Source organism: Dyella sp. 01N448, from assembly GCF_056399225.1.
In genome coordinates this window covers 704,657-726,534 of record NZ_JBFTQX010000003.1, presented here as the reverse complement: position 1 = coordinate 726,534, position 21,878 = coordinate 704,657, and the positions used below count along the sequence as shown (strand labels likewise).

Below are 21,878 nucleotides of genomic sequence, written 5' to 3'. Positions count from 1 at the left end.
CCGATCAAGCGAACGGATCATCCAGCACGATCGTGTCATCACGATCCGCACCGGTAGCCACCAGCGACAGCTTGCAACCCGACAGCTCTTCCACCGCGCGCAGATAGGCACGAGCAGCAGCAGGCAGCTTGTCCCATTCGCGGATGCCGGCGGTGGATTCGTCCCAGCCCGGGAATTCCAGGTAGACGGGCTTGCACTCGGCCCAGCCGTCCGCGTCGAGCGGGGCCAGTTCGCGGCGCTTGCCGCGGTATTCGTAGGCGATGCAGACCTTGATGGTCGGCAGGCCGTCGAGCACGTCGAGCTTGGTGATGGCCAGGCCGTTGATGCCGTTGATCTGCACGGCGCGCTTGAGCGCGACGAGGTCGATCCAGCCGCAGCGGCGCGGACGGCCGGTGCTGGCGCCGAACTCGTTGCCGACCTTGCGCAGGCGCTCGCCCATCTCGTCGTTGAGCTCGGTCGGGAACGGACCGCCGCCCACGCGCGTGGCGTACGCCTTGCAGATGCCCAGCACGTAGTCGATGTCGCCTGCGCCAACGCCGGTGCCGGCGAGCGCGCCGCCCACGGTGGTGTTGGACGAGGTCACGTACGGGTAGGTGCCGTGGTCGATGTCGAGCAGCGCGCCCTGCGCGCCTTCATAAAGGATGTGACCGCCTTCCTTGCGCACGTCGTGCAGGATGGTGGCGACGTCGTCGACCATCGGGCGGATGAATTCGCCATAGGCCAGCGCATCGTCCAGCACGGTCTGGAAGTCGACCGGCTCGGCCTTCAGCCACTGGGTGAGGATGAAGTTGTGGTACTCGACGGCGGCCTTGATCTTCTCGGGCAGCTCGTGCGGATACATCAGGTCGGCCACGCGCACGCTGCGGCGAGCCACCTTGTCTTCGTACGCCGGGCCGATGCCGCGGCCGGTGGTGCCGATGGCGCTCTTGCCGGCAGCGATTTCGCGCGCCTTATCGACGGCGATGTGGTACGGCATGATCAACGGCGTGGCCGGGCTGATCTTGAGGCGCGAACGCACTTCCACGCCCTGCGCTTCGAGCTCTTCGATTTCCTGCTTGAGCGCCTGCGGCGAAAGCACCACGCCATTGCCGATCAGGCACAGCGCGTCGTCGCGCAGAATGCCCGACGGGATCAGATGCAGCACGGTCTTCTTGCCACCGATGACCAGCGTGTGGCCGGCGTTGTGACCGCCCTGGAAGCGAGCGACGGCGCTGACCTTCGAAGTCAGCAGGTCGACGATCTTGCCCTTGCCTTCGTCGCCCCACTGCGCACCAAGGATGACTACTGACTTGCCCATGATGATGTTGCTCTCGTCAATTTGAAAAATCGGATGGCCCAAGGGCCGCGAATTCGGCTGGCTACCTCAGCGCGTCATGCCAGCGCCTTCGACGTCGCTGGATCCCGACACCAGCCGGGATGACGATGAGGAAACCGTGGCGGTTTCCGATGGGTTGAACGGCCCATCGCCGCATCAAGTCAATGCACCAACTGCAAGGCCACAAGGCCAATGCCGATGGCCAGCGCGCCAAACACGCGCAGCGTGCGCGGGCTCATGTTGACTGCCTCGCGCATAGTGGCTTGCCACCCGCGCGGCGCGGCAAACAGCACCAGCCCTTCAAACACCAACACCAGGCACAACGCGCCTGCCAATTCCTTCGACATCGTCCCTGCCACTCAATGCTTGGACGATGCGCCGTCGCTGAAATACTTCAGGAATTCCGAATCCGGTCGCAGCACCAGCACGCCCTTGCCGTCCTTGAAGGAGGTACGGTACGCGGCCAGGCTTCGATAAAACGCGAAGAACTCCGGGTCCTGGCCGTAAGCCTGCGCGTAGATCGCCGCGGCCTGGGCATCGCCCTCGCCCTTCACCTTGGCCGCATCGCGCTCGGCTTCCGCCTTCACGACTTGGGCCTGGCGATCGGCGTCGGCCTTGATGGTTTCGGCGGCCTGCTGACCGGTGTAGCGCAATTCGTTGGCGAGCTGCGTGCGCTCGGCGCGCATGCGCTTGTACACCGACTCGCTCACTTCGTCCGGCAGATCGATACGCTTGATGCGCACGTCGACCACGGCAATGCCGAAATTCTTGCGGGCGGCCGTGTCGGTCTGCTTGCGCACGCGTTCGGTGACGTCCTTGCGGCCGGCCGAGACCAGCTCCTGCAAGGTGCGACCATTGAATTCAAAACGCAGCGCGTCCTTCACGATCGGCGTGAGGCGATTGGCCGCCTGCAGCTCGTCGCCCGCAGTGGCGCGGTAATACGCGGCGTTGTCGGCGATGCGCCACTTCACATAGAAGTCGACGTTGACGCTCTTCTTCTCGGAGGTGAAGTAACGCTCGGGCGGCGCTTCCAACGTGAGGATGCGGTTGTCGAACGTCATCACCTGCTGGATGAACGGCAACTTGGCGTGCAGGCCGGGCTGGTCGCCGGTGCGCACGATGCGGCCGAACTGCAGCACGAGTGCGGTCTGCCCTTCGTGCACGACAAACAAACTGTTGAAGCCGAGCAACACGATCAGCACGGCGATGATGGCGGAGACGATCTTCATGGCTGCTTCTCCTTGCCGCCGAGGCTGCTGTCGCTGCCTGCCGATTGCATCACCGAGCCCACGTTCGGCACATCCTTGCCGGTCGCGCGATCGAGCGGCAGGTAGATCATGTTGCGGCCGCCGGAGCCATCGAGCACCTTGGGATTGTTCGACATCACGTCCTCGACGGTTTCCAGCCACAGGCGACGGCGCGTGACATCCGGCGCGGCCTTGTATTCCTTGAGGATGAGGTTGAAGCGCGAGGCATCACCGGTGGCGGTGGCCACGCGTGCAGCGGCATAACCCTGGGCCTCGGCAGAAATGCGCGAGGCATCGCCACGTGCCACCGGTACGACCTGGCTGGCGTAGGCGCGTGCGTTGTTCTCGGTGCCCTGCTTGTCTTCGCGTGCGGCGTTGACGTCGTCGAAGGCGTCCTTCACTTCCTGCGGCGGGGCCACGTTCTGGAAGCTCACGTCGGTCACCACGAGGCCGGCGTCGTATTCGTCCAACGTGGCCTGCAGGATTTCGCGCGTCTGCTGCTGCAGGGTGTCGCGCGTCTGCGCCTTCACGCCGGTCACGGGTACAACGGCCGGGGTCGCCACGGACGAGGCGCCCGCCACGGTGCTGGCAGCGGCGGGCGCGACGGTCTCGCCTTCGCCCTGACTGGTGAGGATGTTGTCCATCACATTGGCGCCCACCACCGTGCGCACGGCGGCCTCGGAGGCCTGGCGCAGCGTGTCTTCCGGCGGGCCGCTGAGCGAGAAGAGGAACTTGCGGGCGTCGGCCACCTGGTACTGCACGTTGAAGTCGACCGAGATGATGTTCTCGTCGCTGGTCAGCATGCGCACCTTGTCGGACACCGATCGGATCTCGGTGGTGCCGACCTTGGTCACCGTTTCAATGGGGCTCGGAAACTTCAGGTGGAAACCCGGCGGCAGGGTGCGGGAGTACTGGCCAAAGCGCAGTACCACGCCGGCCTGGCGCGCATCCACGATGGTGAAGCTGCTCATGGCGATCCAGACGATCAGGAAGGCCAGCAGGATGGTGAAGATGCCGCCGGCGCCGCCGCCAAGCTTGCCCAGCCGGTTGCGCAGCTGCCTGAGCATGTCCTCCAGACCCGGCTTATTGCCAGGCTGGCGGTTCCTGTTCCACGGATCACGTTGCCCGTTACCGGGTTCGTTCCAGGCCATGGTCAGTCTCCTTAAGGCCGCTGGGAGGCCGGCTGCGTTGGCCGGAAAGCGCGTTGAACGGGTTTGGACATAGGGTCGGCTGCTTGAGATGGGTACCGCGCGAGCGCGAATGGCCGCACACAAACAGCGACCATTCTAACAGAGCCCGCCAGGGATTCCTCCCCATGGAAGCGCTCCACTTGTGGGAGCGCACCCTGTGCGCGACTGGCGCCGCAAGGCCACCCCGACAACCGGTGTTCGCCGGGCGCTCGGGCGCCTGTCGCGCACAGGGTGCGCTCCCACAGGGGGTTCGCTGGTTAGAGGGTGCCGTCCTGCAAGGCCTCTTCGGCCGTGCCAAGGATGGGCTGGAGCAAGGCTGCCTCGCTGGCGCTACCGCCGCTCAAGGGCGCAATCACGCTGCGCGGCGCATCGATGTTCAAGCGCCAGCCATCCTCGTCCACCTCTTCGCCCACGATGGCGCCGGCGGCCTTGAGTCGGGCATGCAGGCGGCCGGCGGTATGCGGCAGGCGCAGTTCGGACTGCACGCGCTCGCCGCCCAGCAGCTCGCCCAGGGCCTGCCGAAGCAGGTCCAGGCCCTGCCCGCTGGCGGCCGACAGCCACACGGTGGTGGGGCGACCTTCGGCGTCGCGGTCGATTCGCGGCTCGGTGCCCGCCAGGTCGATCTTGTTCATCACCCGCAGCTGCGGCAGGTCGCCGGCGTCGATTTCCTCGAGCACGTTGTCGACCACGCGGGCGAGGCGCTCGCGCTCCTCGTCGGCCGCGTCGCTCACATGCAGTAGCAGATCGGCATCGCGCGCCTCGGCCAGGGTGCCGCGGAAGGCGGCGACCAGGTCATGCGGCAGCTCGCGGATAAAGCCCACCGTGTCGGCCAGCACCGCCGGCCCGCAGGACAGCCCGTCGAGCTTGCGCACGGTCGGGTCCAGCGTGGCGAACAGCAGGTCGGCGGCGAACACTTCGCCTTCGGTCAACACGTTGAACAGGGTCGATTTGCCGGCATTGGTATAGCCCACCAGGGCGACCCTCGGCACGGTGTTGCGCAGGCGCGCGCGGCGCTGCTGGACGCGCTGGGTCTGCACCTTTTCCAGACGCTTGGTGAGCATCTTCACCCGCTCGGCGAGCAGGCGGCGGTCGGTTTCCAGCTGGGTTTCGCCCGGGCCGCGGTTGCCGATGGCACCGCCGCGCTGGGCGTCAAGGTGAGTCCAGCCGCGCACCAGTCGCGTCGCAAGATGCTTGAGCTGGGCCAGCTCCACTTCGAGCTTGCCTTCGTGCGAACGGGCGCGCTGGGCAAAGATGTCCAGGATCAGGCCGGCACGGTCCACCACACGCACATTGAGCAGCTTTTCGAGGTTGCGCTCCTGCACCGGGGTGAGCAGGTGATCGACCAGGACCAGGTCGGCTTCGAGCGCCCGGGCGGCCTCAGCCACCTCGTCGGCCTTGCCGGTGCCGATGTAATAGCGCGGGTTGGGCTCGACGACGCGTGCGGGGATGCTGCCGAGGATCTCGGCGCCTGCCGAGCGCACGAGCTCGGCGAATTCTTCGGCGCGCCGCGCCGTATCGCCCTCTCCACGGGAATGCGGGAGCACGAGGACGGCGCGTTCGCCTTTCTTTTGACGATCAAACACGAGGGCGGGAAGACCTTTATGAAGACGCGATGCCGCGGACCTTAAGACGGTCCACGGCACGGATCGGAGTGGGAAGTGTATGTGGATACGCCGCCGGCCGATAATGCCGCGACGCCTACCCTACTCAGATGGGTCGACCACCCGTCGTAATCAAGCTTCCGCTTCGGCGGCACCGCCCGGCGCATCGCCCGGACCGTCGTGGCCATTGCCCATGCGCACATTGCGGCTGGGTACTACGGTGGAGATGGCGTGCTTGTAGACCATCTGGCTTACCTGGTTGCGCAGCAGCACCACGAACTGATCGAACGACTCGATCGTGCCCTGCAGCTTGATGCCATTGACCAGGTAAATAGCGACCGGAACGCGTTCACGGCGCAGCGCATTAAGAAACGGATCTTGCAATGATTGCCCTTTGGACATTTCTTGTTCTCCCCTCGCAACGGACGGACCGGGATAAAAGACGCGTGACGCGCCCCGGTCCAAGGCGGAGGAATATTAACCACTTTTAAATCGTTGATGAAAGGGCGAATGCAGCTTTCGTCAGGTGTGAAAATGGTGTTTAGAGAACTGAGCGGCACACTATTGTTCGCCGAGATACAAACGCAGGGCATCCTCGGCAAGATTCCACGTCGCAGAACCCTCCGGATCAAGCATCCGTGCGTCGAGCACGCTGCGCAGCCAGGTGATCTGCCGTTTGGCCAACTGACGTGTCGCGAACACGCCGCGGTCGCGAAATTCTGCCTCGCTGGTTTGGCCGTCCAGATAATCCCAGGCCTGTCGGTAGCCTACGGCGCGTATGGCCGGGAGATCGGCATGCAGGTCGCCGCGGGCGCGCAGGGCGCGAACTTCGTCGAGAAATCCATCGCGCAACATCGTGTCGAAACGTTGTGCGATCCGTTCGTGCAAGGGCGCACGGTCCTGCGGCACCAGCGCCAGCTTGAGCACGCGCCAGGGGAAACGCTCGCCGCTGCCGCCGCGCTGCTGCTCTGACAACGGGCGACCGGTGAGCTCGATCACTTCCAGCGCGCGCTGGATACGCTGCGCGTCGTTGGGCCCGATGCGTTCGGCGGCGGAGGGATCGAGTTGTTGCAGACGCGCATGCAGCGCAGGCCATCCATCATCCGCCGCCTGCGCAGTGAGGCGCTCACGCACCGCCGGATCGGCTTCGGGCAGCTGCGAAAGGCCTTGTTGCAGCGCGCGGAAATAAAGCCCCGTGCCGCCAACGAGCAGTGGCACCCTGCCCTGCGCCGTGATGTCCTGCATGGCGGCTACGGCGTCACCGCGGAAATCCGCGGCCGAGTAAGGCTCGGCCGGATCGCGGATATCGATCAGTCGATGCGGGTAGCGCGCGAGCGTCGGCGCATCCGGTTTGGCCGCGCCGATATTGAGGCCACGATAGACCAGGGCGGAATCGACGCTTACCAGGTCGAGCGGGAACTGATCGCTCAAGGCGCATGCAAGCGCGGTCTTGCCCGACGCGGTCGGGCCCATCAGGAATACGGCGAGTGCGACCGCAGCGCCCTGTCGATGCCTCGGTCGCGCACAAGTGCGCTCCTACAAACGGCGGCATGAGTCTAGGTGTAGAACTCCACCTTGCCGCCAACGAGGTGATACATCGAGCCGACGATCTTGATCTTGCCGTCCTTCTCCAGGCCGGCCAGCACATCGCTGCGACGGCGGATCTCCGCCACCGTCTGACGCACATTGGTCGCGGCCACGGCATCAACGAAAGCATCGTTCTTGCTGGTGCGTTCGCCACTGAACTTGGTGGCTTCGACGGCTGGCTTGATCTTGTCGAGAAGGCCGGTGAGGTTGCCGAGCTTGGCGTTGTCGATGGCGCCCTTGATCGCACCGCAGGCCGTGTGCCCCATCACCAGCACAAGCTTGGCGCCGGCAAGCGCGCAGGCAAACTCCATGCTTCCTAAGAGATCGTCGTTGGCGACGTTGCCGGCGACGCGCCCATTGAAGGTGTCGCCGATCCCTGCATCCAGGATGATTTCGGCCGGCGCGCGCGAGTCGATGCAGCTGAGGATCACCGCTGCCGGGTATTGCCCGCCGGCGCTGGCACGCTTCTGTGCCAGATAGTCGTGTCCCTGCATCTTGCCGGCACAGAATCGCTCGTTGCCTTCCTTGAGCATGGCGATGACCTGGTCTGGCGTCATCGCATCGCGTTGCTCCTTGGTCAACGCGGCGGCCTGTGCAAGTCCAGGCATGAGCCAGGAAACGCCGCCCACCGCGGCAAACGCGGCGGCACCGATGGCAGATTTCAACAGCGAACGGCGCGCGGGATCCGTCGCGCCGGCGCAACAAGCGTCGTCATGCTGCATAACGTCCCCTCCCTAATGGAAGGAACTACTGCACGCCTGGGGGGATGAAACCGGTGTGAACCTCAGTTCGTCGGCTGTCTGTGGGAGCGCACCCTGTGCGCGACTAGCGCCGCGACAGGGTGAGGCCCTCGCGCACAGGGTGCGCTCCCACAGTGGGGGAATCAGCGCCTCGGCACACCCATCTCATTCAGCAACTGCGGGGCCGGATAGACCTTGTCCATCAGCCAACGCATATATCGCAGATCAACATGGATGGCGCGCTTGTAACGCGGATCGAACATCCAGCTCGCACTCACCGCCTCCCAGTTGCTGTCGAAATTGAGGCCTACCAGCTCGCCCTTGGCGTTCAATACGGGCGAACCCGAGTTGCCGCCGGTGGTATCCAGATTGCTCAGGAAGTCGACCGGCATGGCCTTGGTCTTCGCATCCGCATAGCCCTCGTAGTCGCCCTTGGCGATGGCGTCGAGCAAGGGCTTGGGTGCATCGAACGGTTCCGCGCCGGTGTTCTTCTCCACGATGCCGGCAGTCGTCGTCTGCGGTTCGTAGGACACGGCATCGCGCGCCTTCAACGGTGTGACCTTGCCGTAACTCACGCGCAGCGTGCTGTTGGCATCGGGATAGACAGCGCGCCCCTGCTTTTCGCGATAGGCAATCAGCGCATCCATATACGCCGGACGAAGGCGCAGCAAGTCGCCTTCGCGCGACTTGCGCTCGCCTTCCACGCGCAGCAGCGCAGGTTGCAGCTGGGCAGCCAGCGCGAGCAGTGCATCATCGGACTTGCTCACCGCCGCAGGCTCTGCCTTGAGCCACGCCAGCCGTTTCGCTTCGTCACCCAGCTGCGTGGCGCCGTAAACCTGCTCGAGCTTGTGCGACAAAGTTTCAGGCGTACGCCCGAACGCAGCGTCGAATTCAGGCAGGCGTTGCGCATCGGGCAAGGCCTGATAGCGCGTGAGCAAGGCCCGCAACAAATGTTTCTCGACCGCCGGATCGTAGCGGCGCTGAACCTGGCGCAGCGTGCCGGCGATCAGTTCTTCATCGCGCTGTTGATAGCCCGCCTCGCGCTGGGCATCCGCCTGGCCGCGCTCAATGGCGAGTCGCTGCAGCATGATGGCCGAACGCAACAACTGCGTTTGCGCCTGCATCATGCCCAACAGCAGATCGCGTTCGCGCATCGCATTGCCGGCGGCAATCAGGCGATTGACCTCGTCGATCTGCGGACGCAGCGTGCCAGCCTGCGGCTGTGCTGCCAGCCACGCCATCATCGCGTCCTCATCCGTGCGGCGGATCGTCACCGCATCACTGCGCTTGAGGCCATCCAACTCGCCCTCATAGCGCTTGATGTTGTTCTTCAACGACTGCAGTTGCGAGGCATAGCGGATGGCTGCAGGCCGATCATCGCGTCCGGCGTCTTCAATCACATGCTGCAGCTGCTGCATCACCGCCACCGTGGTCGGCAAGCGCCACTGCACCTGATCGGCAAACTCCGCCGCCGTGCGATGGCGATACGTCGTACCGGGATAACCCGCCAGCATCACGAAATCCCCATCGCGCACGCCATCGCGTGCCACCTGCAAGTGCGCAGGCGGGTGATAGGGAACGTTGTCCTTGGCGTAATCAGCCGGCTTGCCGTCGGGGCCGACGTAAGCGCGCAACAAGGTGAAGTCGCCCGCGTGGCGCGGCCACACGAAGTTGTCCACTTCGTCGCCGTAGTTGCCGATGGCGCGCGGCGGCGCGTAGACCAGGCGCAGGTCGCGCAGTTCAAGTTGTTTGACCAGGTAGAAGTCGCGGCCATAGAACATGTTGACCACGCTGCAACGCACGCCGGCTTCGCGCTCGCAATCGGCCACCAGGGTCTTGCTGATGGCGTCGATCGCATCGAAATAGGCCCGCCCCGTCTTGCCCCTGGCGGCCGCCAGCACCTGCTCGCTGACCTTGTCGAAACCGGTGGTCACGCGCAGGCGGAAATCAGGGTTGGCGGGCAGCTCTTCCGTGCGCTCGTGCGAGACGAAACCGTTCTGGATCAGATCGCGCTGCGCGTTGCTGTTGTACTGGATCACGCCGAATGCGACGTGGTGGTTGGTCAGCACCAGGCCGTCGTCGCTGATGAACGAACCCGTGGCCCCGCCCACCTTCACCACCGCGCTCAGCGGCGCCTTGGTCAGGTCAGCCAGGTCGGCCGGATTGCCCTGGAAGCCCGCCGCATGCAGCTGCTTGCCGATGGAGGGCAGCTGCGAGGGCATCCACATGCCTTCGTCAGCGTGGCTAGGAATGGCCATCATCAAGCCCCATGTTGCCGCCAGCAGCGTGAATATCCGTCGTTTCATGCCTGTTCCCGACCCGGGTTGTCGCAAAAAATTGCGACCATAATCCCTGGCCGGCCCGGGGGCAACGCTGCACTGCACGAAGGCGGCGCCCTGCCCAGGCTTCTATAATGTCCGTTTTCCCGCCCTTCCCCCACGGAAATACCATGCCTCAGATGATGAAAGCCCTGGTCAAGCGCAAACCCGAACAGGGCATCTGGATGGAAGAAGTGCCTGTTCCCGAGGTCGGCCCCAACGAGGTGCTGATCAAGCTGGAAAAGACCGCGATCTGCGGCACCGACCTGCACATCTATAAGTGGGACGAGTGGTCCCAGCGCACGATCAAGCCCGGCCTCACCATCGGCCATGAGTTCGTCGGCCGCATCGTGGAGATCGGCCCGGGCGTGACCGGCTACAAGATCGGCGACCGTGTCTCCGCCGAAGGCCACATCGTCTGCGGCCACTGCCGCAACTGCCGCGCCGGCCGCCAGCACCTGTGCCCGAACACCGTGGGCATCGGCGTGAACCGCAATGGCGCGTTTGCCGAATACATGACCATGCCGGCCTCGAACCTGTGGCCGATCCCGGACCAGATCCCGTCGGAGCTGGCCGCCTTCTTCGACCCGTATGGCAACGCTGCACATTGCGCGCTGGAGTTCGACCTGATCGGCGAAGACGTGCTGATCACCGGCGCCGGCCCGATCGGCATCATCGCCGCGGGCATCGCCAAGCATGTGGGCGCCCGTAACGTGGTTGTCACCGACGTCAACGACTACCGCCTGAAGCTGGCGGCGGACATGGGCGCCACGCGTGTGGTGAACGTGGCCAACCAGTCGCTGAAGGACGTGATGAAGGACCTGCACATGGAAGGCTTCGACGTGGGCCTGGAAATGAGCGGCAACCCGCGCGCCTTCAACGACATGCTCGATTGCATGTACCACGGCGGCAAGATCGCGCTGCTCGGCATCCTGCCCAAGGGCGCCGGCATCGACTGGGACAAGGTGATCTTCAAGGGCCTCACCATGCAGGGCATCTACGGCCGTCGCATGTACGAGACCTGGTACAAGATGACCCAGATGGTGCTCACCGGCTTCCCGCTTCAGAAAGTTCTCACGCACCAGATTCACATCGACGATTTCCAGAAGGGCTTCGATCTGATGGATGCGGGCAAGTGCGGCAAGGTCGTCTGCTCCTGGAGCTGAGCGAACCCTGTCACACCTCGGAATTTCCTGCGGGAAATCCAACCTGAAAGGTCGGCCGCCCTAGTACACTTCGACCAAGGCGGCCGACTAATCGCTGGGATTGTGAAGGTATCCGGCCCAAGGGCTGGATACGGTCGGCGCGCGATGGCACGGGAGCATCGTCCGCATGGCTGATCTGTTCAGCAATCGTCATCTGGCCGCGGGACGCGACCGCGCCATCGCCGTCTACCAATCGCATCGCACACGCAAGATCGCCTTGATCGTTGCGATCGTGGTGATTGTCTTCGGCATCCTCGGCTTTCTTGCGGCGCCATCGATCATTCGAAGTCAGATCGAAAAGCGCGCCAGCGCCGCACTGCAACGCCCCGTCACGCTGGGTGCCGCGCATCTCAATCCGTATACGTTGCGGCTGCAGCTGGATCAGCTGCATATCGCCGACAGCGATGGCAAGTCGGCCTTCGTCGATGTGGACCAGGCCGTGATCAATGTGTCATGGGCCTCGCTGTTCCGCATGGCGCCCGTGCTGGATGAACTGGTCGTGCAGCATCCGCGCGTCCGCATCGTGCGCACCGGCGACCAGCGCTTCAATTTCAGCGACATCATCGATCGCTTCAACGCCACGCCGTCCGACCCGAAGGCGGCACCGGCGCGCTTTGCGCTTTCCAACATCAGCGTGCACAACGGCGATATCCAGTTCGCCGATGAGGCGATGAAAGCCAACCATCACGTGGAAAAGCTGGAGCTGGGCATTCCCTTCATCGCCAACCTGCCCAGCGATACCGATGTATTCGTGCAGCCGCTGTTGTCGATGAGCGTGGATGGCAGCCCGCTGCGCGTCGAAGGCCACACCAAGCCGTTTGCCGACAGTCGCGATTCCACCATCAATTTCCGCCTGGATCGCCTCGATCTGGCGCGCTACATCGGCTATGCGCCCACCACCCTGCCGGTGGCGATACCCAAGGGACTGCTCAGTGGCGATCTGGTGCTGCATTTCGTGCAGGCCAAACCGACGCCGCAGCTCCAGCTCACCGGCAAACTGCAGATCGACGACTTCGTGCTCAACAGCAGCAACGGCCAGTCGATCCTGAGCCTGGGCAAAGGCACGGCCGAGCTCAGCGACGTGCAGCCGCTGACGTCGCGTTATGTGCTGGGCGCACTCGTGCTGGACCGTGCGCAGCTCTTTTACACCGCTGCCGCCGGCGGCCACAGCAATTTCGACGCGCTCACGGCGGCCCCCGCCAAAGCGGATGCAGACAAGAAGGCCGCACCCACCGATCTGCGCATTGCCTCGATGACGCTCGCCAACAGCGCCATCCATTACACGGATGCTGCCGGCAGCAAGATCGACCTGGGCAATCTGCGCGGCAATATGCAGGGCCTGAGTCTGCAGGCAGCCCCTGTGGCAAAGCTTGATGTGACGGCGCAGTTCTTCGGCGGCGACCTCGGTATGAAGGGCACGGTGGATCTGGCCAAGAACAAGCTGGTCGCTGCGCTGACGCTCAAGCAGGTCGACATGGCGCCGCTGCAGGCAGCCACCTATCAAGGTATCAATGCACGCCTGACCAAGGGCAAGCTCGATGCCACCGGTCAGCTGCAAGTGGATTGGGGCACACCGTTCAACGTCCACCTCGCCGATGCGCACGCCACGGTGACCGACTTTGCGATGGAGCCGCAGTTCAAGGGACATGGTTCGCCCGTGTCCTGGAACACGATGGAAGCGGAGATCACCCAGGTCGACCTGGTCACGCAACAGGCGCAGCTGGGAACCGTCAAAGCCACCGGCCTCAGCCTGGACGTGCAGCGCGACAGCAAGAAGTACATCAGCCTGGTCGATCTGTTCGCTGCCAAGGACGCGCCGAAGAAGCCCGTAGCCGCCAGCGGTCCGCCGTGGCACTGGAGCGTGGCTCACCTCACCTTCGACAATGCCGCGGTTGCGTTCACCGACATGGCGGCCGGCGACAAGCCGGTGAAGATCAAGATCGATTCGGTCAGCGGCTCGATGGACAACCTGAGCGACAAGCTCAACGAACCGCGCGATATGAAATTGTCGGGCACGGTGGCCAAGGGCAGCTTCACCGCCAACGGCAAGCTGCAACCGCTGCCTACGATGGCCGACCTGCAGATCGATACCAAGCGACTGGATATCACCAATTTCCAGCCGTATATCAGCGTGCCGTTGAACGTGGTCATTTCCAGCGCGCGCGTCACCAGCAACGGCAAGCTGCATTACGACGGGCGCAGTGCGGAACCGAAGTTCACCTATAAGGGCAATGCGGCGCTGGAACAGGTGCGCATCCAGGACAAACTTACCGGCGATGATTTCCTGCGCTGGCGCACGCTCAGTGGCTCGAACCTGGATGTCGCCTATGGCTCGGGCGCGCCGCGCATGCATGTGGCCGGACTGGTGCTCAGTTCGTTCTACGCGCGCGTGATCGTCAATCCCAACGGCACCTTGAACCTCTCCGAAGTGGTGGCCAATCCCGAGGTGGCACCGGTGTCCGTCACGCGTGCCGCCAACGAGCAGCCTTCCGGTGCAGCGGTGCCGCCCACCCCGGCACCAGCGGCAACGGCACCAGCGCCTGCCGCTGCGACCGCCGCTGCGCCGTCCAAGACCACCAAGGGCACCACCACTACGGCGGTCGTCCCTGCCACCAACGCACCGGCGACACCGGCTGCGGATGTGCGTATCGGTGGCATCACCCTGGTCAACGGCCAGCTCAACTACACCGACAACTTCATCAAGCCCAACTACACGGCCAACCTGACCAAGGTCACTGGCAAGATCGGCACGATTGCGACCACGCCTGGCGATCCGCCGGCGGAGCTGTCGGTGCAGGCGGCGCTCAACGACAACTCGCCGGTGGATATCGACGGCACCATCAATCCGCTGCAGCCGGTGGCCTTCCTCGACATCAAGGGCAAGGCCAACGAAGTCGAGCTGACCGGGCTCAGCGCCTATTCCACCAAGTACACCGGCTATCCCATCACGGCCGGCAAGCTGACGATGGACGTCCATTACACGCTGGACCAGCGCAAGCTCAACGCCGACAACCATATCTTCATCACCCAGCTGACTTTCGGCGATCGCGATGAAAGCCCGGGCATCAAGCACATGCCGGTCAAACTGGCCGTGGCCTTGCTCAAGGACACGCAGGGCAATATCGACGTGGACGTGCCGGTATCGGGTTCGCTCGACGATCCGCAGTTCAGCATGGGTGGCTTGATCTGGCGCGCCATCGGCAACCTGATCGCGAAGGCCGCCACCGCGCCGTTCCGCCTGCTCGGTGCAGCCTTCGGTGGCGGCAGCCATGAGGATCTGGGTTACGTGGAGTTCGATGCGGGCTCGGCCGTGCTCGACAAGAATGCGCAGGATCGCCTGGGCAAGGTCGTGGCCATGCTCAACCAGAAGAACACCTTGAACCTGGACATCATCGGCCGTATCGATCCGTCCAAGGATCAGGACGGCCTGCGCAAGGTGACCGTGGACAACATGGTTCGCCGCGCGAAGGCGCTCGACCAGGACGGCAAGAATGCCGATACGTCGGATGCCGCACTCGCCTCGGTCAACGTGACGCCCGACGAGTACGAAAAGTACCTCAAGCGCGCCTATAAGGACGATGACTTCAAGGGCAAGCCCAAGAACATCATCGGCCTGAAGAAATCGCTGGAACCGGACGAGATGCGCAGCCTGATGGAAACCAACATCTCCGTCGACGATGCCGCCATGCGCGACCTGGCGCAGCGTCGTGCCACCGCGGTGCAGGCGTGGCTGAAGGGCAAGATCGACGACAAGCGCGTTGCGATCAAGGATCCGAAGCTGGATACCAAAGACATTGACGACAAGGGCAAGACGACGCGGGTGGAGTTTGGGTTGCACCAGGGGWGAGGGGCTTCTTTGCTCCCTCTCCCCTGCGGGGAGAGGGCTGGGGTGAGGGGCCGGCCTAGCCTCATGCTTTGATGGATGCGAACTCGGGGCTCTGAAGAGCCACCCAGGCTAAAGAAGAAACGCTGTCGCGAGCACCCGCCCCTCACCCCAACCCKCTCCCCGCAGGGGAGAGGGAGCAAAAAGCTCGCCTTCCCAGTCCGCTCTTAAAGGCTCAAAATAGCCTTTTGCCCCAGCGGAACTATCCCCATGAGCTACCCCGGCCAGTCTCGCTACGCCAGCGAACTCGAATCGATCCGTGAGCAGGGCCTGTTCAAGGCCGAGCGCATCATCGTCTCGCCGCAGTCGGCGAAGATCCGCCTCGACAGCGGCAAGGAAGTGCTGAACTTCTGCGCCAACAACTACCTGGGACTCGCCGATCATCCCGAGGTGATCCAGGCAGCGAAGGACGCGCTCGACACGCATGGCTTCGGCATGGCGTCGGTGCGTTTCATCTGCGGCACGCAGGATCTGCACAAGGAACTGGAAAAGAAGATCTCGGAGTTCTTCGGCAAGGAGGACACGATTCTCTACGCCGCCTGCTTCGACGCGAACGGCGGTCTGTTTGAGCCGCTGTTGGGCGAAGAAGATGCCGTCATCTCCGACGCGCTCAATCACGCCTCCATCATCGATGGCATTCGTTTGTGCAAGGCCAAGCGCTTCCGCTACAGCAATTGCGACATGGCCGATCTGGAAAAGCAGCTGCAGGCTGCCGATGCTGCAGGCGCGCGTACCAAGCTGATCACGACCGACGGTGCATTCTCGATGGACGGCTTTATCGCGCCGCTGGATCAGATCACTGCGCTGGCCAAGAAGTACAACGCCCTGGTGCATATCGACGAATGCCATTGCACCGGCTTCCTCGGCGACACCGGCCGCGGCTCGGCCGAGGTCAACGGCGTGCTCGACAAGATCGACATCATCACCGGCACGCTGGGCAAGGCACTCGGTGGTGCGCTGGGCGGTTTCACCACCGGCCCGCGCGAAGTAATCGAGATGTTGCGCCAGCGCTCGCGCCCTTACCTGTTCTCCAACTCGCTGCCGCCGCACGTGGTGGCCGCCGGCACCAAGGTGTTCGAGATGCTGGCCGCTGCAGGCGATCTGCGTGACAAGGTCAAGGAGAACACCCGCTACTTCCGCGAAGCGATGACCAAGGCAGGCTTCGACATCAAGCCCGGCGTGCATCCCATCGTGCCGGTGATGATCTACGACGCCAAGAAAGCCCAGGCCATGGCGACCGAGCTGCTTGATGAAGGCATCTATGTCACGGGCTTCTTCTACCCCGTGGTGCCGCAGGGCCAGGCGCGCATCCGCACGCAGATGAGTGCGGCGCATACGCGTGAGCAGCTGGATCAGGCGATTGCGGCGTTTACGAAGGTGGGTAAGAAGCTGGGCGTGATTTAAAGCGGATTGGAGCTGCGCCTTTCCCGATGGGAGAGGCGCGGTCTCTGGCTTTCTGTAGGAGCGCACTTGTGCGCGACCGCCGACCACATCCCTTGCGTGAGAGGCTGGTCGCGCACAAGTGCGCTCCTACAAGGGAGAAACAGGTTATCCGGCGCCGCCTAGAGATCGCACTTCTTCTGCGGTCAGATGCCGCCACTGCCCCTTCGGCAATTCGCCAAGCGGCATCGAACCAATCGCCACGCGGATCAGCCTCAGCACATCGATCCCATGCGCTGCCAGCAATCGCCGGATATGGCGGTTGCGTCCCTCATCGAGCACGATTTCCAGCCACGCATTCTTTTCGCCATGTCGCAGCAAGATCGCGCGACGTGCAGCAAGGCGTTCGCCCTCTTCCACCACACCGGCGACCAACTGATCCAGTAGAGCCTGATCGGGAATATCGTTGACCTGCACGTGATAGGTCTTGTCGACGTGATGCCTCGGTTCGGTCAAGCGCGCCGCCCAGACGCTGTCGTTGGTCAGCAAGAGCAGGCCTTCGCTGGCCTTGTCCAGTCGCCCCACCGGTCCCAGCCATGGCAGGCCGGCATCCTTCAGCAAGTCATACACGGTGTCGCGACCGCGCTCATCGGCAGCACTGACGACTATCCCGCGAGGCTTGTTGATCGCGATATAGACGCGCGTACTGGCGGCAATGGGTTCGTTGTCCAACAAGATGCGTTGGCGCTCCGCATCGGCGGGACGCTCCGGATCGAGCACGACCTTGCCGTCGACGCTGACGCGTCCTTCGCGTATCGCCTTCTCTGCCTGGCTGCGCGAACACACGCCCAGCTTGCTGAGCACGCGCGCCAGACCATGGCGAGGCGCCGATGGTGTGGACGGGCGTGAAGCGGGACGAGGCGGACGCATGAGTGAAACTCGCAAAACAGATGACGACACCACGCATGGTAGGCGATACCTGCGTGTCCACAAAAGAAAAGCCCGGCTTGCGCCGGGCTTCTCCGTACAGCTTGTAACAGATCCTATTACTGCTGGACCTGCAGTTCGGTGCGACGGTTGCGAGCGCGACCGCTGTCCGTGTCGTTGGAGTCGATCGGGTCGTTCTTGCCGTGACCGATCGGGCCAACCAGACGATCAGCCGTGATGCCGTGGGCCGTCAGGTACTTGAACACGATCGCAGCGCGACGCTCCGACAGATCCTGGTTGTACTGGTCCTTGCCGACCGAGTCGGTGTAACCGGCAACCGTGACCTTGACCTGCGGGTAACGCTGCAGGGTGTCGACAGCCTGGTCGAGGATGGCAACCGAGTCGGTGGTCGGCTCAGCCAGCGCCTTCTTGATGTCCGTCTCGCCCTTCTTCGGGCGGTCGAACTTGAAGTTGACGCCGCGCAGGTCGATCACGACCTTCTGCGGGCAGCCGTCCGGACCAACGATCGTGCCTTCCGGCAGATCCGGGCACTTGTTGTCGCACAGGTTCACGCCGTTGCGGAACTGCTTGGAGCAGTCCGGAGCGGCCGGAGCCACCGGAGCGGCAGCCACGGGAGCAGCAGCCGGCTCGCCGAAGCGCGACACGATGCTGAAGCCCAGGAACCAGTCGCCGTAACCGTTCTTCTCCGGCTGGGACTTGTCATCCCAGTCGTAACGGTAACCACCTTCCACGCGGAAGTCGGTGCTGTCGGTGACCGTCTTGGAGAGGCCGACGCCCACTTCAGCAGCCGGCGACCAGGCGTGGTCAGCCGGGTTCATGTGGTAGCTGCCCATCACGCCCACGAGAGCGTACGGACGCCATGCGTTCCAGTCACCGTAGTAGAAGCGAGCAGCAACGCCGACGTTGTTGTTGGCCCAACGATCCGAACCGCCGTCGATGGTGCGCTTGGTGCGGTCGAAGAACACGTCGATCGAGGTGTTCGGCGCAATGAAGCGACCAAAGCCCAGACCGTAATAGACCTGGCGGCTGTTGGTGTTGCGATCGGTATCGTTGTAGTAGCCGCCCACGGTCGGGGCGATGTACCAACGGCCGTCGTAGCTCGACGTCGTCGACGTGGTGGTGCTGTCTTGCGCGTGAGCGGCACCTACGCCGCCCAGAGCCAGGGCAATCAGGAAATACAGGCCCTTACGATTCATCAGGTGTCTCCTCATATTATTGGTATTCGCGTCCGTTCCACCCCAGACGGAAAACGCGCGTCTCCTACTACGGGACGTTTCCTGTCCCGTGCTTTGCGTCCCGATCGGGGGAAATGTCACAAGACTTCAAGCGCGGCGGAGTGTAGCAAAATCGTTAAGAGCATCGCACGGCTCGCAAGACGCTGTTGGTGAGCCACTGTTCAGGCAAAGAACGCGTCGATGACGATGTTGTTGAACAACTGCGACAACCTGTCACTGCAAAACAACGCCTTACTTCGATAAGCCATATTGCAAAAAAGAAAAGCCCGGCTTTTGCCGGGCTTTTCCTACATCTAACGCAGTGGTTCGATTACTGCTGAACCTGCAACTCCGTACGACGATTGCGGGCGCGACCAGCATCCGTGTCGTTCGTGTCGATCGGATCGTTCTTGCCGTGACCGATCGGACCTTCCAAACGACTTGCATCGATACCGTGCGAGGTCAGGTAGTCGTACACGATCTTCGCACGACGTTCCGACAGACCCTGGTTGTACTCCGCCGTACCCACGCTGTCGGTGTAACCGGCAACGGTGACGTGCACCTGCGGATAACGCTGCAAGGTATCGACAGCCTGGTCGAGCACGGCCAACGAATCCTTCGTCGGCTCAGCCAGCGCCTTGCTGATGTCCTTCTCGCCCTTCTTCGGACGATCGAACTTGAAGTTGACGCCGCGCAGGTCGATGACGACCTTCTGCGGGCAACCATCCGGACCAACGATGGTGCCTTCCGGCAGATCCGGGCACTTGTTGTCGCACAGATTTACGCCGTTGCGGAACTGCTTGGAGCAGTCCGGAGCCGGCGGCGGCGGCGGCGGAGCCGGCGGGGCCGGCGGCGCACCGATGCGCGACACGATGCTGAAGCCCAGGAACCAGTCGCCGTAACCACTCTTGTCCGGCTGGGTCTTGTCGTCCCAGTCGTAGCGGTAGCCGCCTTCGAAGCGGACGTCGGTGCTGTCGGTGACGGTCTTGGATACACCAACACCCACTTCAGCCGCCGGCGACCAGCCGTGCTCGAAGTCGCTGATGTGCTGGCTGCCCATCACGCCGCCCAACAGGTACGGACGCCATGCGTTCCAGTCGAGGAAGTAGTAGCGAGCTGCCACGCCGTAGGTGTTGTTCGACCAACGACCGCCGCCGGCAGCGGTATCCACGGTGCGCTTGGTGCGGTCACCGAAGAAATCCAGCGAGAAGTTGGGCGCGAAATAGCGACCAAAGCCAATGCCGTAATAGAACTGGCGGCTATTGGTGTTGCGGTCGGTGTCGTTGTAGTAGCCACCCACCGTCGGCGCGATATACCAGCGGTCGTCGTAGCTGGACGTTTCGGTGGTGGTGACCGGTGCCGCAGTGCCGGTGTTGTCCTGTGCATGGGCGGCGCCTGCGCCGCCCAGGGCCAGGGCAATCAGGATGTACAAGCCCTTACGTTTCATCAGGTGTCTCCTCGTTTATTGGTGTACGCGTCCGTTCACCCCAGACGGGAAAAGCGATCAAGCCTCGATTCCTACTCCTAGTGAATCTCGGACCTGACTTCTAACCTAGTGCTTGTTTACCCGAAACGGGCGCGGAGTAGCTTAGCAAAAGTTAAGCAATTGCAAATCGACCCCAAACGCCCGTTCATTTTCAGCTCACGCCGTCTTTACAGCGTGAAGAAACCAAGGAACTGCTGGATTGGCATGGCGTCTAGCTTAACGGGGTCTGCCGTGGCGTTCAGGATGGTTTTGACCTGGTGGGAGGGCAACTGGCTGCGCATGGCGGCCTCAAACTTCTTTAACAACACCGGGATACCCTCCCCCCTGCGCTTGCGGTGGCCGATCGGGTAGTCGATGGATACCTTCTGGGTGCTGCTGCCGTCCTTAAAGAAGACCTGAACCGAGTTGCCGATATAGCGCTTTTCCGGGTCGTAGTAGTCCTTGGTGAACTGTGGATTCTCGCTGACCACGGTCTTTTCGCGCAGGGCGTCGATGCGGGGATCGGCGGCCACCTCGTCGCCATAGTCGTCGGCGGTCAGGCGGCCGAAGATCAGGGGCACGGCCACCATATACTGGATGCAGTGGTCGCGGTCGGCGTAATTGGCCAGCGGGCCGGTCTTGTCGATGATGCGGGCGCCCGCCTCCTGGGTCTCGATCACCACCTTGTCGATCTGCCCAAGCTTGCCGGCGACCGCGCCGTGCAGCTGCATGGCGCATTCCACCGCCGTCTGGGCGTGGAATTCGGCCGGATAGCTGATCTTGAACAGCACGTTTTCCATCACATAGCTGCCGAACGGGCGTTCGAACTGGAAAGCGTTGCCCTTGAAGGCCACGTCGTAATAGCCCCAGGTCTTGGCGCTAAGGGCCGAGGGGTAGCCCACCACCCCGCGGTAGACCGCATTAATGGCATGCATGACGGCGCGGCGGCAGGCGTCGCCGGCGGCCCAGCTCTTGCGCGGGCCGGTGTTCGGGGCGTGCCGGTAGGTGCGCAGCGCCCCGTTGTCGACCCAGCTATGGGAGACCGCGGTGACGATCTGCTCCTTGCTGCCCCCCAGCATCGCCGTGGCGACGGCCGTGGAGGCCAGGCGCACCAGGATCACATGGTCCTGCCCGATGCGGTTGAAGCTGTTCTTGAGGGCGTAGCAACCCTGGATCTCGTGGGCCTTGATGGCATAAGTCAGCACGTCGCGGACGGTCATCGGCTGCCCGCCCTCGCGCTCGGCCTTGCGACTGAGGTAGTCGGCCACCGCCAGGATGCTGCCCAGGTTGTCCGAGGGATGGCCCCATTCGGCCGCCAGCCAGGTGTCGTTGAAGTCCAACCAGCGGATCTGGCTGCCGATGGCAAATGCCGCCTGCACCGGATCGAGCTCGTGGCTGGTGCCCGGTACGCGGGCGCCGCCCGGCAGGTTCGCCCCCGGCACGACCGGGCCGAGGTGCTTGACGCACTCGGGAAACTTCATGGCCATCATCGCCGTCGCCAGCGAATCCAGCAGCATGTAGCGCGCCGTGTCATAGGCCTCGGTGGAGTCGATGCGGTAATCGATCACATAGTGGGCGACGTCCACCATCGGCTGATCCGGATCGGGACGCTGGGCGGAGCGGATGTCATGCGCACTCATGGGGACCTCGCGGCTGGGGACGATGCTGCATGGAGGATCGGAGCGATCATCGCATTAACTGATAGCCGTCACCCGCAGAGCCAGCCTGAGGCGGGTCGGGAACGCTGCGTTACAATAGCGGGCTTCATAGTGCGATTTCGGCCTG

The 21,878-nt window shown here is 63.4% G+C and carries 16 protein-coding genes; 3 read left to right on the top strand and 13 right to left on the bottom strand.

Translation table 11 applies throughout. The features are described 5' to 3' along the window. Window positions 1-4 precede the first annotated feature (4 nt). The 9 genes from AC1DKY_RS07445 to AC1DKY_RS07405 all read right to left on the bottom strand — a co-directional run bounded on the left by AC1DKY_RS07445 (window position 5) and on the right by AC1DKY_RS07405 (window position 9,986). Window positions 5-1,297 carry an adenylosuccinate synthase gene (locus tag AC1DKY_RS07445; protein WP_441603549.1) on the bottom strand — a complete coding sequence of 431 codons (1,293 nt, stop codon included), beginning with the start codon at window positions 1,295-1,297 and terminating at the stop codon, window positions 5-7. 179 nt (window positions 1,298-1,476) lie between these two features. Beyond that, window positions 1,477-1,662, bottom strand: a complete 186-nt coding sequence (locus AC1DKY_RS07440) for a DUF2065 domain-containing protein (RefSeq protein WP_441603550.1) — start codon at window positions 1,660-1,662, stop codon at window positions 1,477-1,479. A gap of 12 nt (window positions 1,663-1,674) precedes the next feature. After that, complete coding sequence (hflC, locus tag AC1DKY_RS07435; RefSeq protein ID WP_441603551.1) at window positions 1,675-2,544, bottom strand: protease modulator HflC; 870 nt, start codon at window positions 2,542-2,544, stop codon at window positions 1,675-1,677. Continuing rightward, a complete protein-coding gene (gene hflK, locus AC1DKY_RS07430; RefSeq protein ID WP_441603552.1) occupies window positions 2,541-3,713 on the bottom strand; it encodes an FtsH protease activity modulator HflK in 1,173 nt (390 codons plus the stop codon). Before hflK ends, hflC begins: the two co-directional genes overlap by 4 nt. A gap of 296 nt (window positions 3,714-4,009) precedes the next feature. Continuing rightward, window positions 4,010-5,335: a ribosome rescue GTPase HflX gene (gene hflX / locus AC1DKY_RS07425; protein ID WP_441603553.1), complete on the bottom strand. Its 1,326-nt coding sequence runs from the start codon at window positions 5,333-5,335 to the stop codon at window positions 4,010-4,012. 150 nt (window positions 5,336-5,485) lie between these two features. Beyond that, on the bottom strand, window positions 5,486-5,755 hold the full coding sequence (hfq, locus tag AC1DKY_RS07420) for an RNA chaperone Hfq (protein WP_046970487.1): 270 nt from the start codon (window positions 5,753-5,755) through the stop codon (window positions 5,486-5,488). 159 nt (window positions 5,756-5,914) lie between these two features. Next, window positions 5,915-6,826: a tRNA (adenosine(37)-N6)-dimethylallyltransferase MiaA gene (miaA, locus tag AC1DKY_RS07415; protein WP_477179892.1), complete on the bottom strand. Its 912-nt coding sequence runs from the start codon at window positions 6,824-6,826 to the stop codon at window positions 5,915-5,917. 83 nt (window positions 6,827-6,909) lie between these two features. Further along, window positions 6,910-7,662 carry a carbonic anhydrase family protein gene (locus AC1DKY_RS07410; protein ID WP_441603555.1) on the bottom strand — a complete coding sequence of 251 codons (753 nt, stop codon included), beginning with the start codon at window positions 7,660-7,662 and terminating at the stop codon, window positions 6,910-6,912. Between the two features lie 161 nt (window positions 7,663-7,823). Further along, window positions 7,824-9,986: a S46 family peptidase gene (locus AC1DKY_RS07405; RefSeq protein ID WP_441603556.1), complete on the bottom strand. Its 2,163-nt coding sequence runs from the start codon at window positions 9,984-9,986 to the stop codon at window positions 7,824-7,826. 143 nt (window positions 9,987-10,129) lie between these two features. On the opposite strand from AC1DKY_RS07405, the gene tdh reads away from it, so the two are divergent. From tdh to kbl, 3 genes are all read left to right on the top strand, one after another. Next, window positions 10,130-11,164: an L-threonine 3-dehydrogenase gene (gene tdh / locus AC1DKY_RS07400; RefSeq protein WP_441603557.1), complete on the top strand. Its 1,035-nt coding sequence runs from the start codon at window positions 10,130-10,132 to the stop codon at window positions 11,162-11,164. Between the two features lie 166 nt (window positions 11,165-11,330). Next, window positions 11,331-15,122 (top strand): DUF748 domain-containing protein, encoded by a 3,792-nt coding sequence (locus tag AC1DKY_RS07395; protein WP_441603558.1) that lies wholly within the window; start codon window positions 11,331-11,333, stop codon window positions 15,120-15,122. Between the two features lie 174 nt (window positions 15,123-15,296). Next, window positions 15,297-16,490, top strand: a complete 1,194-nt coding sequence (gene kbl, locus AC1DKY_RS07390) for a glycine C-acetyltransferase (protein ID WP_441603559.1) — start codon at window positions 15,297-15,299, stop codon at window positions 16,488-16,490. 144 nt (window positions 16,491-16,634) lie between these two features. On the opposite strand, the gene AC1DKY_RS07385 is transcribed toward kbl, so the two are convergent. The 4 genes from AC1DKY_RS07385 to AC1DKY_RS07370 form a co-directional block, all read right to left on the bottom strand. Continuing rightward, window positions 16,635-17,396: a pseudouridine synthase gene (locus AC1DKY_RS07385; RefSeq protein ID WP_441603560.1), complete on the bottom strand. Its 762-nt coding sequence runs from the start codon at window positions 17,394-17,396 to the stop codon at window positions 16,635-16,637. A 116-nt stretch (window positions 17,397-17,512) separates the two neighbouring features. Then, window positions 17,513-18,610, bottom strand: a complete 1,098-nt coding sequence (locus AC1DKY_RS07380; protein ID WP_441603561.1) for an OmpA family protein — start codon at window positions 18,608-18,610, stop codon at window positions 17,513-17,515. 349 nt (window positions 18,611-18,959) lie between these two features. Next, complete coding sequence (locus tag AC1DKY_RS07375) at window positions 18,960-20,075, bottom strand: OmpA family protein (protein WP_441603562.1); 1,116 nt, start codon at window positions 20,073-20,075, stop codon at window positions 18,960-18,962. Between the two features lie 206 nt (window positions 20,076-20,281). Next, a complete protein-coding gene (locus tag AC1DKY_RS07370; protein WP_441603563.1) occupies window positions 20,282-21,733 on the bottom strand; it encodes a bifunctional 2-methylcitrate dehydratase/aconitate hydratase in 1,452 nt (483 codons plus the stop codon). Window positions 21,734-21,878 lie beyond the last annotated feature (145 nt).

Bases quoted from the DNA above. Each gene is read 5' to 3' on its own strand.
- kbl (WP_441603559.1), top strand. From the start codon at position 15,297: ATGAGCTACCCCGGCCAGTCTCGCTACGCCAGCGAACTCGAATCGATC.
- hflK (WP_441603552.1), bottom strand. From the start codon at position 3,713: ATGGCCTGGAACGAACCCGGTAACGGGCAACGTGATCCGTGGAACAGG.
- AC1DKY_RS07370 (WP_441603563.1), bottom strand. From the start codon at position 21,733: ATGAGTGCGCATGACATCCGCTCCGCCCAGCGTCCCGATCCGGATCAG.
- AC1DKY_RS07385 (WP_441603560.1), bottom strand. From the start codon at position 17,396: ATGCGTCCGCCTCGTCCCGCTTCACGCCCGTCCACACCATCGGCGCCT.
- AC1DKY_RS07380 (WP_441603561.1), bottom strand. From the start codon at position 18,610: ATGAATCGTAAGGGCCTGTATTTCCTGATTGCCCTGGCTCTGGGCGGC.
- AC1DKY_RS07445 (WP_441603549.1), bottom strand. From the start codon at position 1,297: ATGGGCAAGTCAGTAGTCATCCTTGGTGCGCAGTGGGGCGACGAAGGC.
- miaA (WP_477179892.1), bottom strand. From the start codon at position 6,826: ATGGGCCCGACCGCGTCGGGCAAGACCGCGCTTGCATGCGCCTTGAGC.
- hflC (WP_441603551.1), bottom strand. From the start codon at position 2,544: ATGAAGATCGTCTCCGCCATCATCGCCGTGCTGATCGTGTTGCTCGGC.
- hfq (WP_046970487.1), bottom strand. From the start codon at position 5,755: ATGTCCAAAGGGCAATCATTGCAAGATCCGTTTCTTAATGCGCTGCGC.
- AC1DKY_RS07405 (WP_441603556.1), bottom strand. From the start codon at position 9,986: ATGAAACGACGGATATTCACGCTGCTGGCGGCAACATGGGGCTTGATG.
- AC1DKY_RS07375 (WP_441603562.1), bottom strand. From the start codon at position 20,075: ATGAAACGTAAGGGCTTGTACATCCTGATTGCCCTGGCCCTGGGCGGC.
- AC1DKY_RS07440 (WP_441603550.1), bottom strand. From the start codon at position 1,662: ATGTCGAAGGAATTGGCAGGCGCGTTGTGCCTGGTGTTGGTGTTTGAA.
- AC1DKY_RS07410 (WP_441603555.1), bottom strand. From the start codon at position 7,662: ATGCAGCATGACGACGCTTGTTGCGCCGGCGCGACGGATCCCGCGCGC.
- tdh (WP_441603557.1), top strand. From the start codon at position 10,130: ATGCCTCAGATGATGAAAGCCCTGGTCAAGCGCAAACCCGAACAGGGC.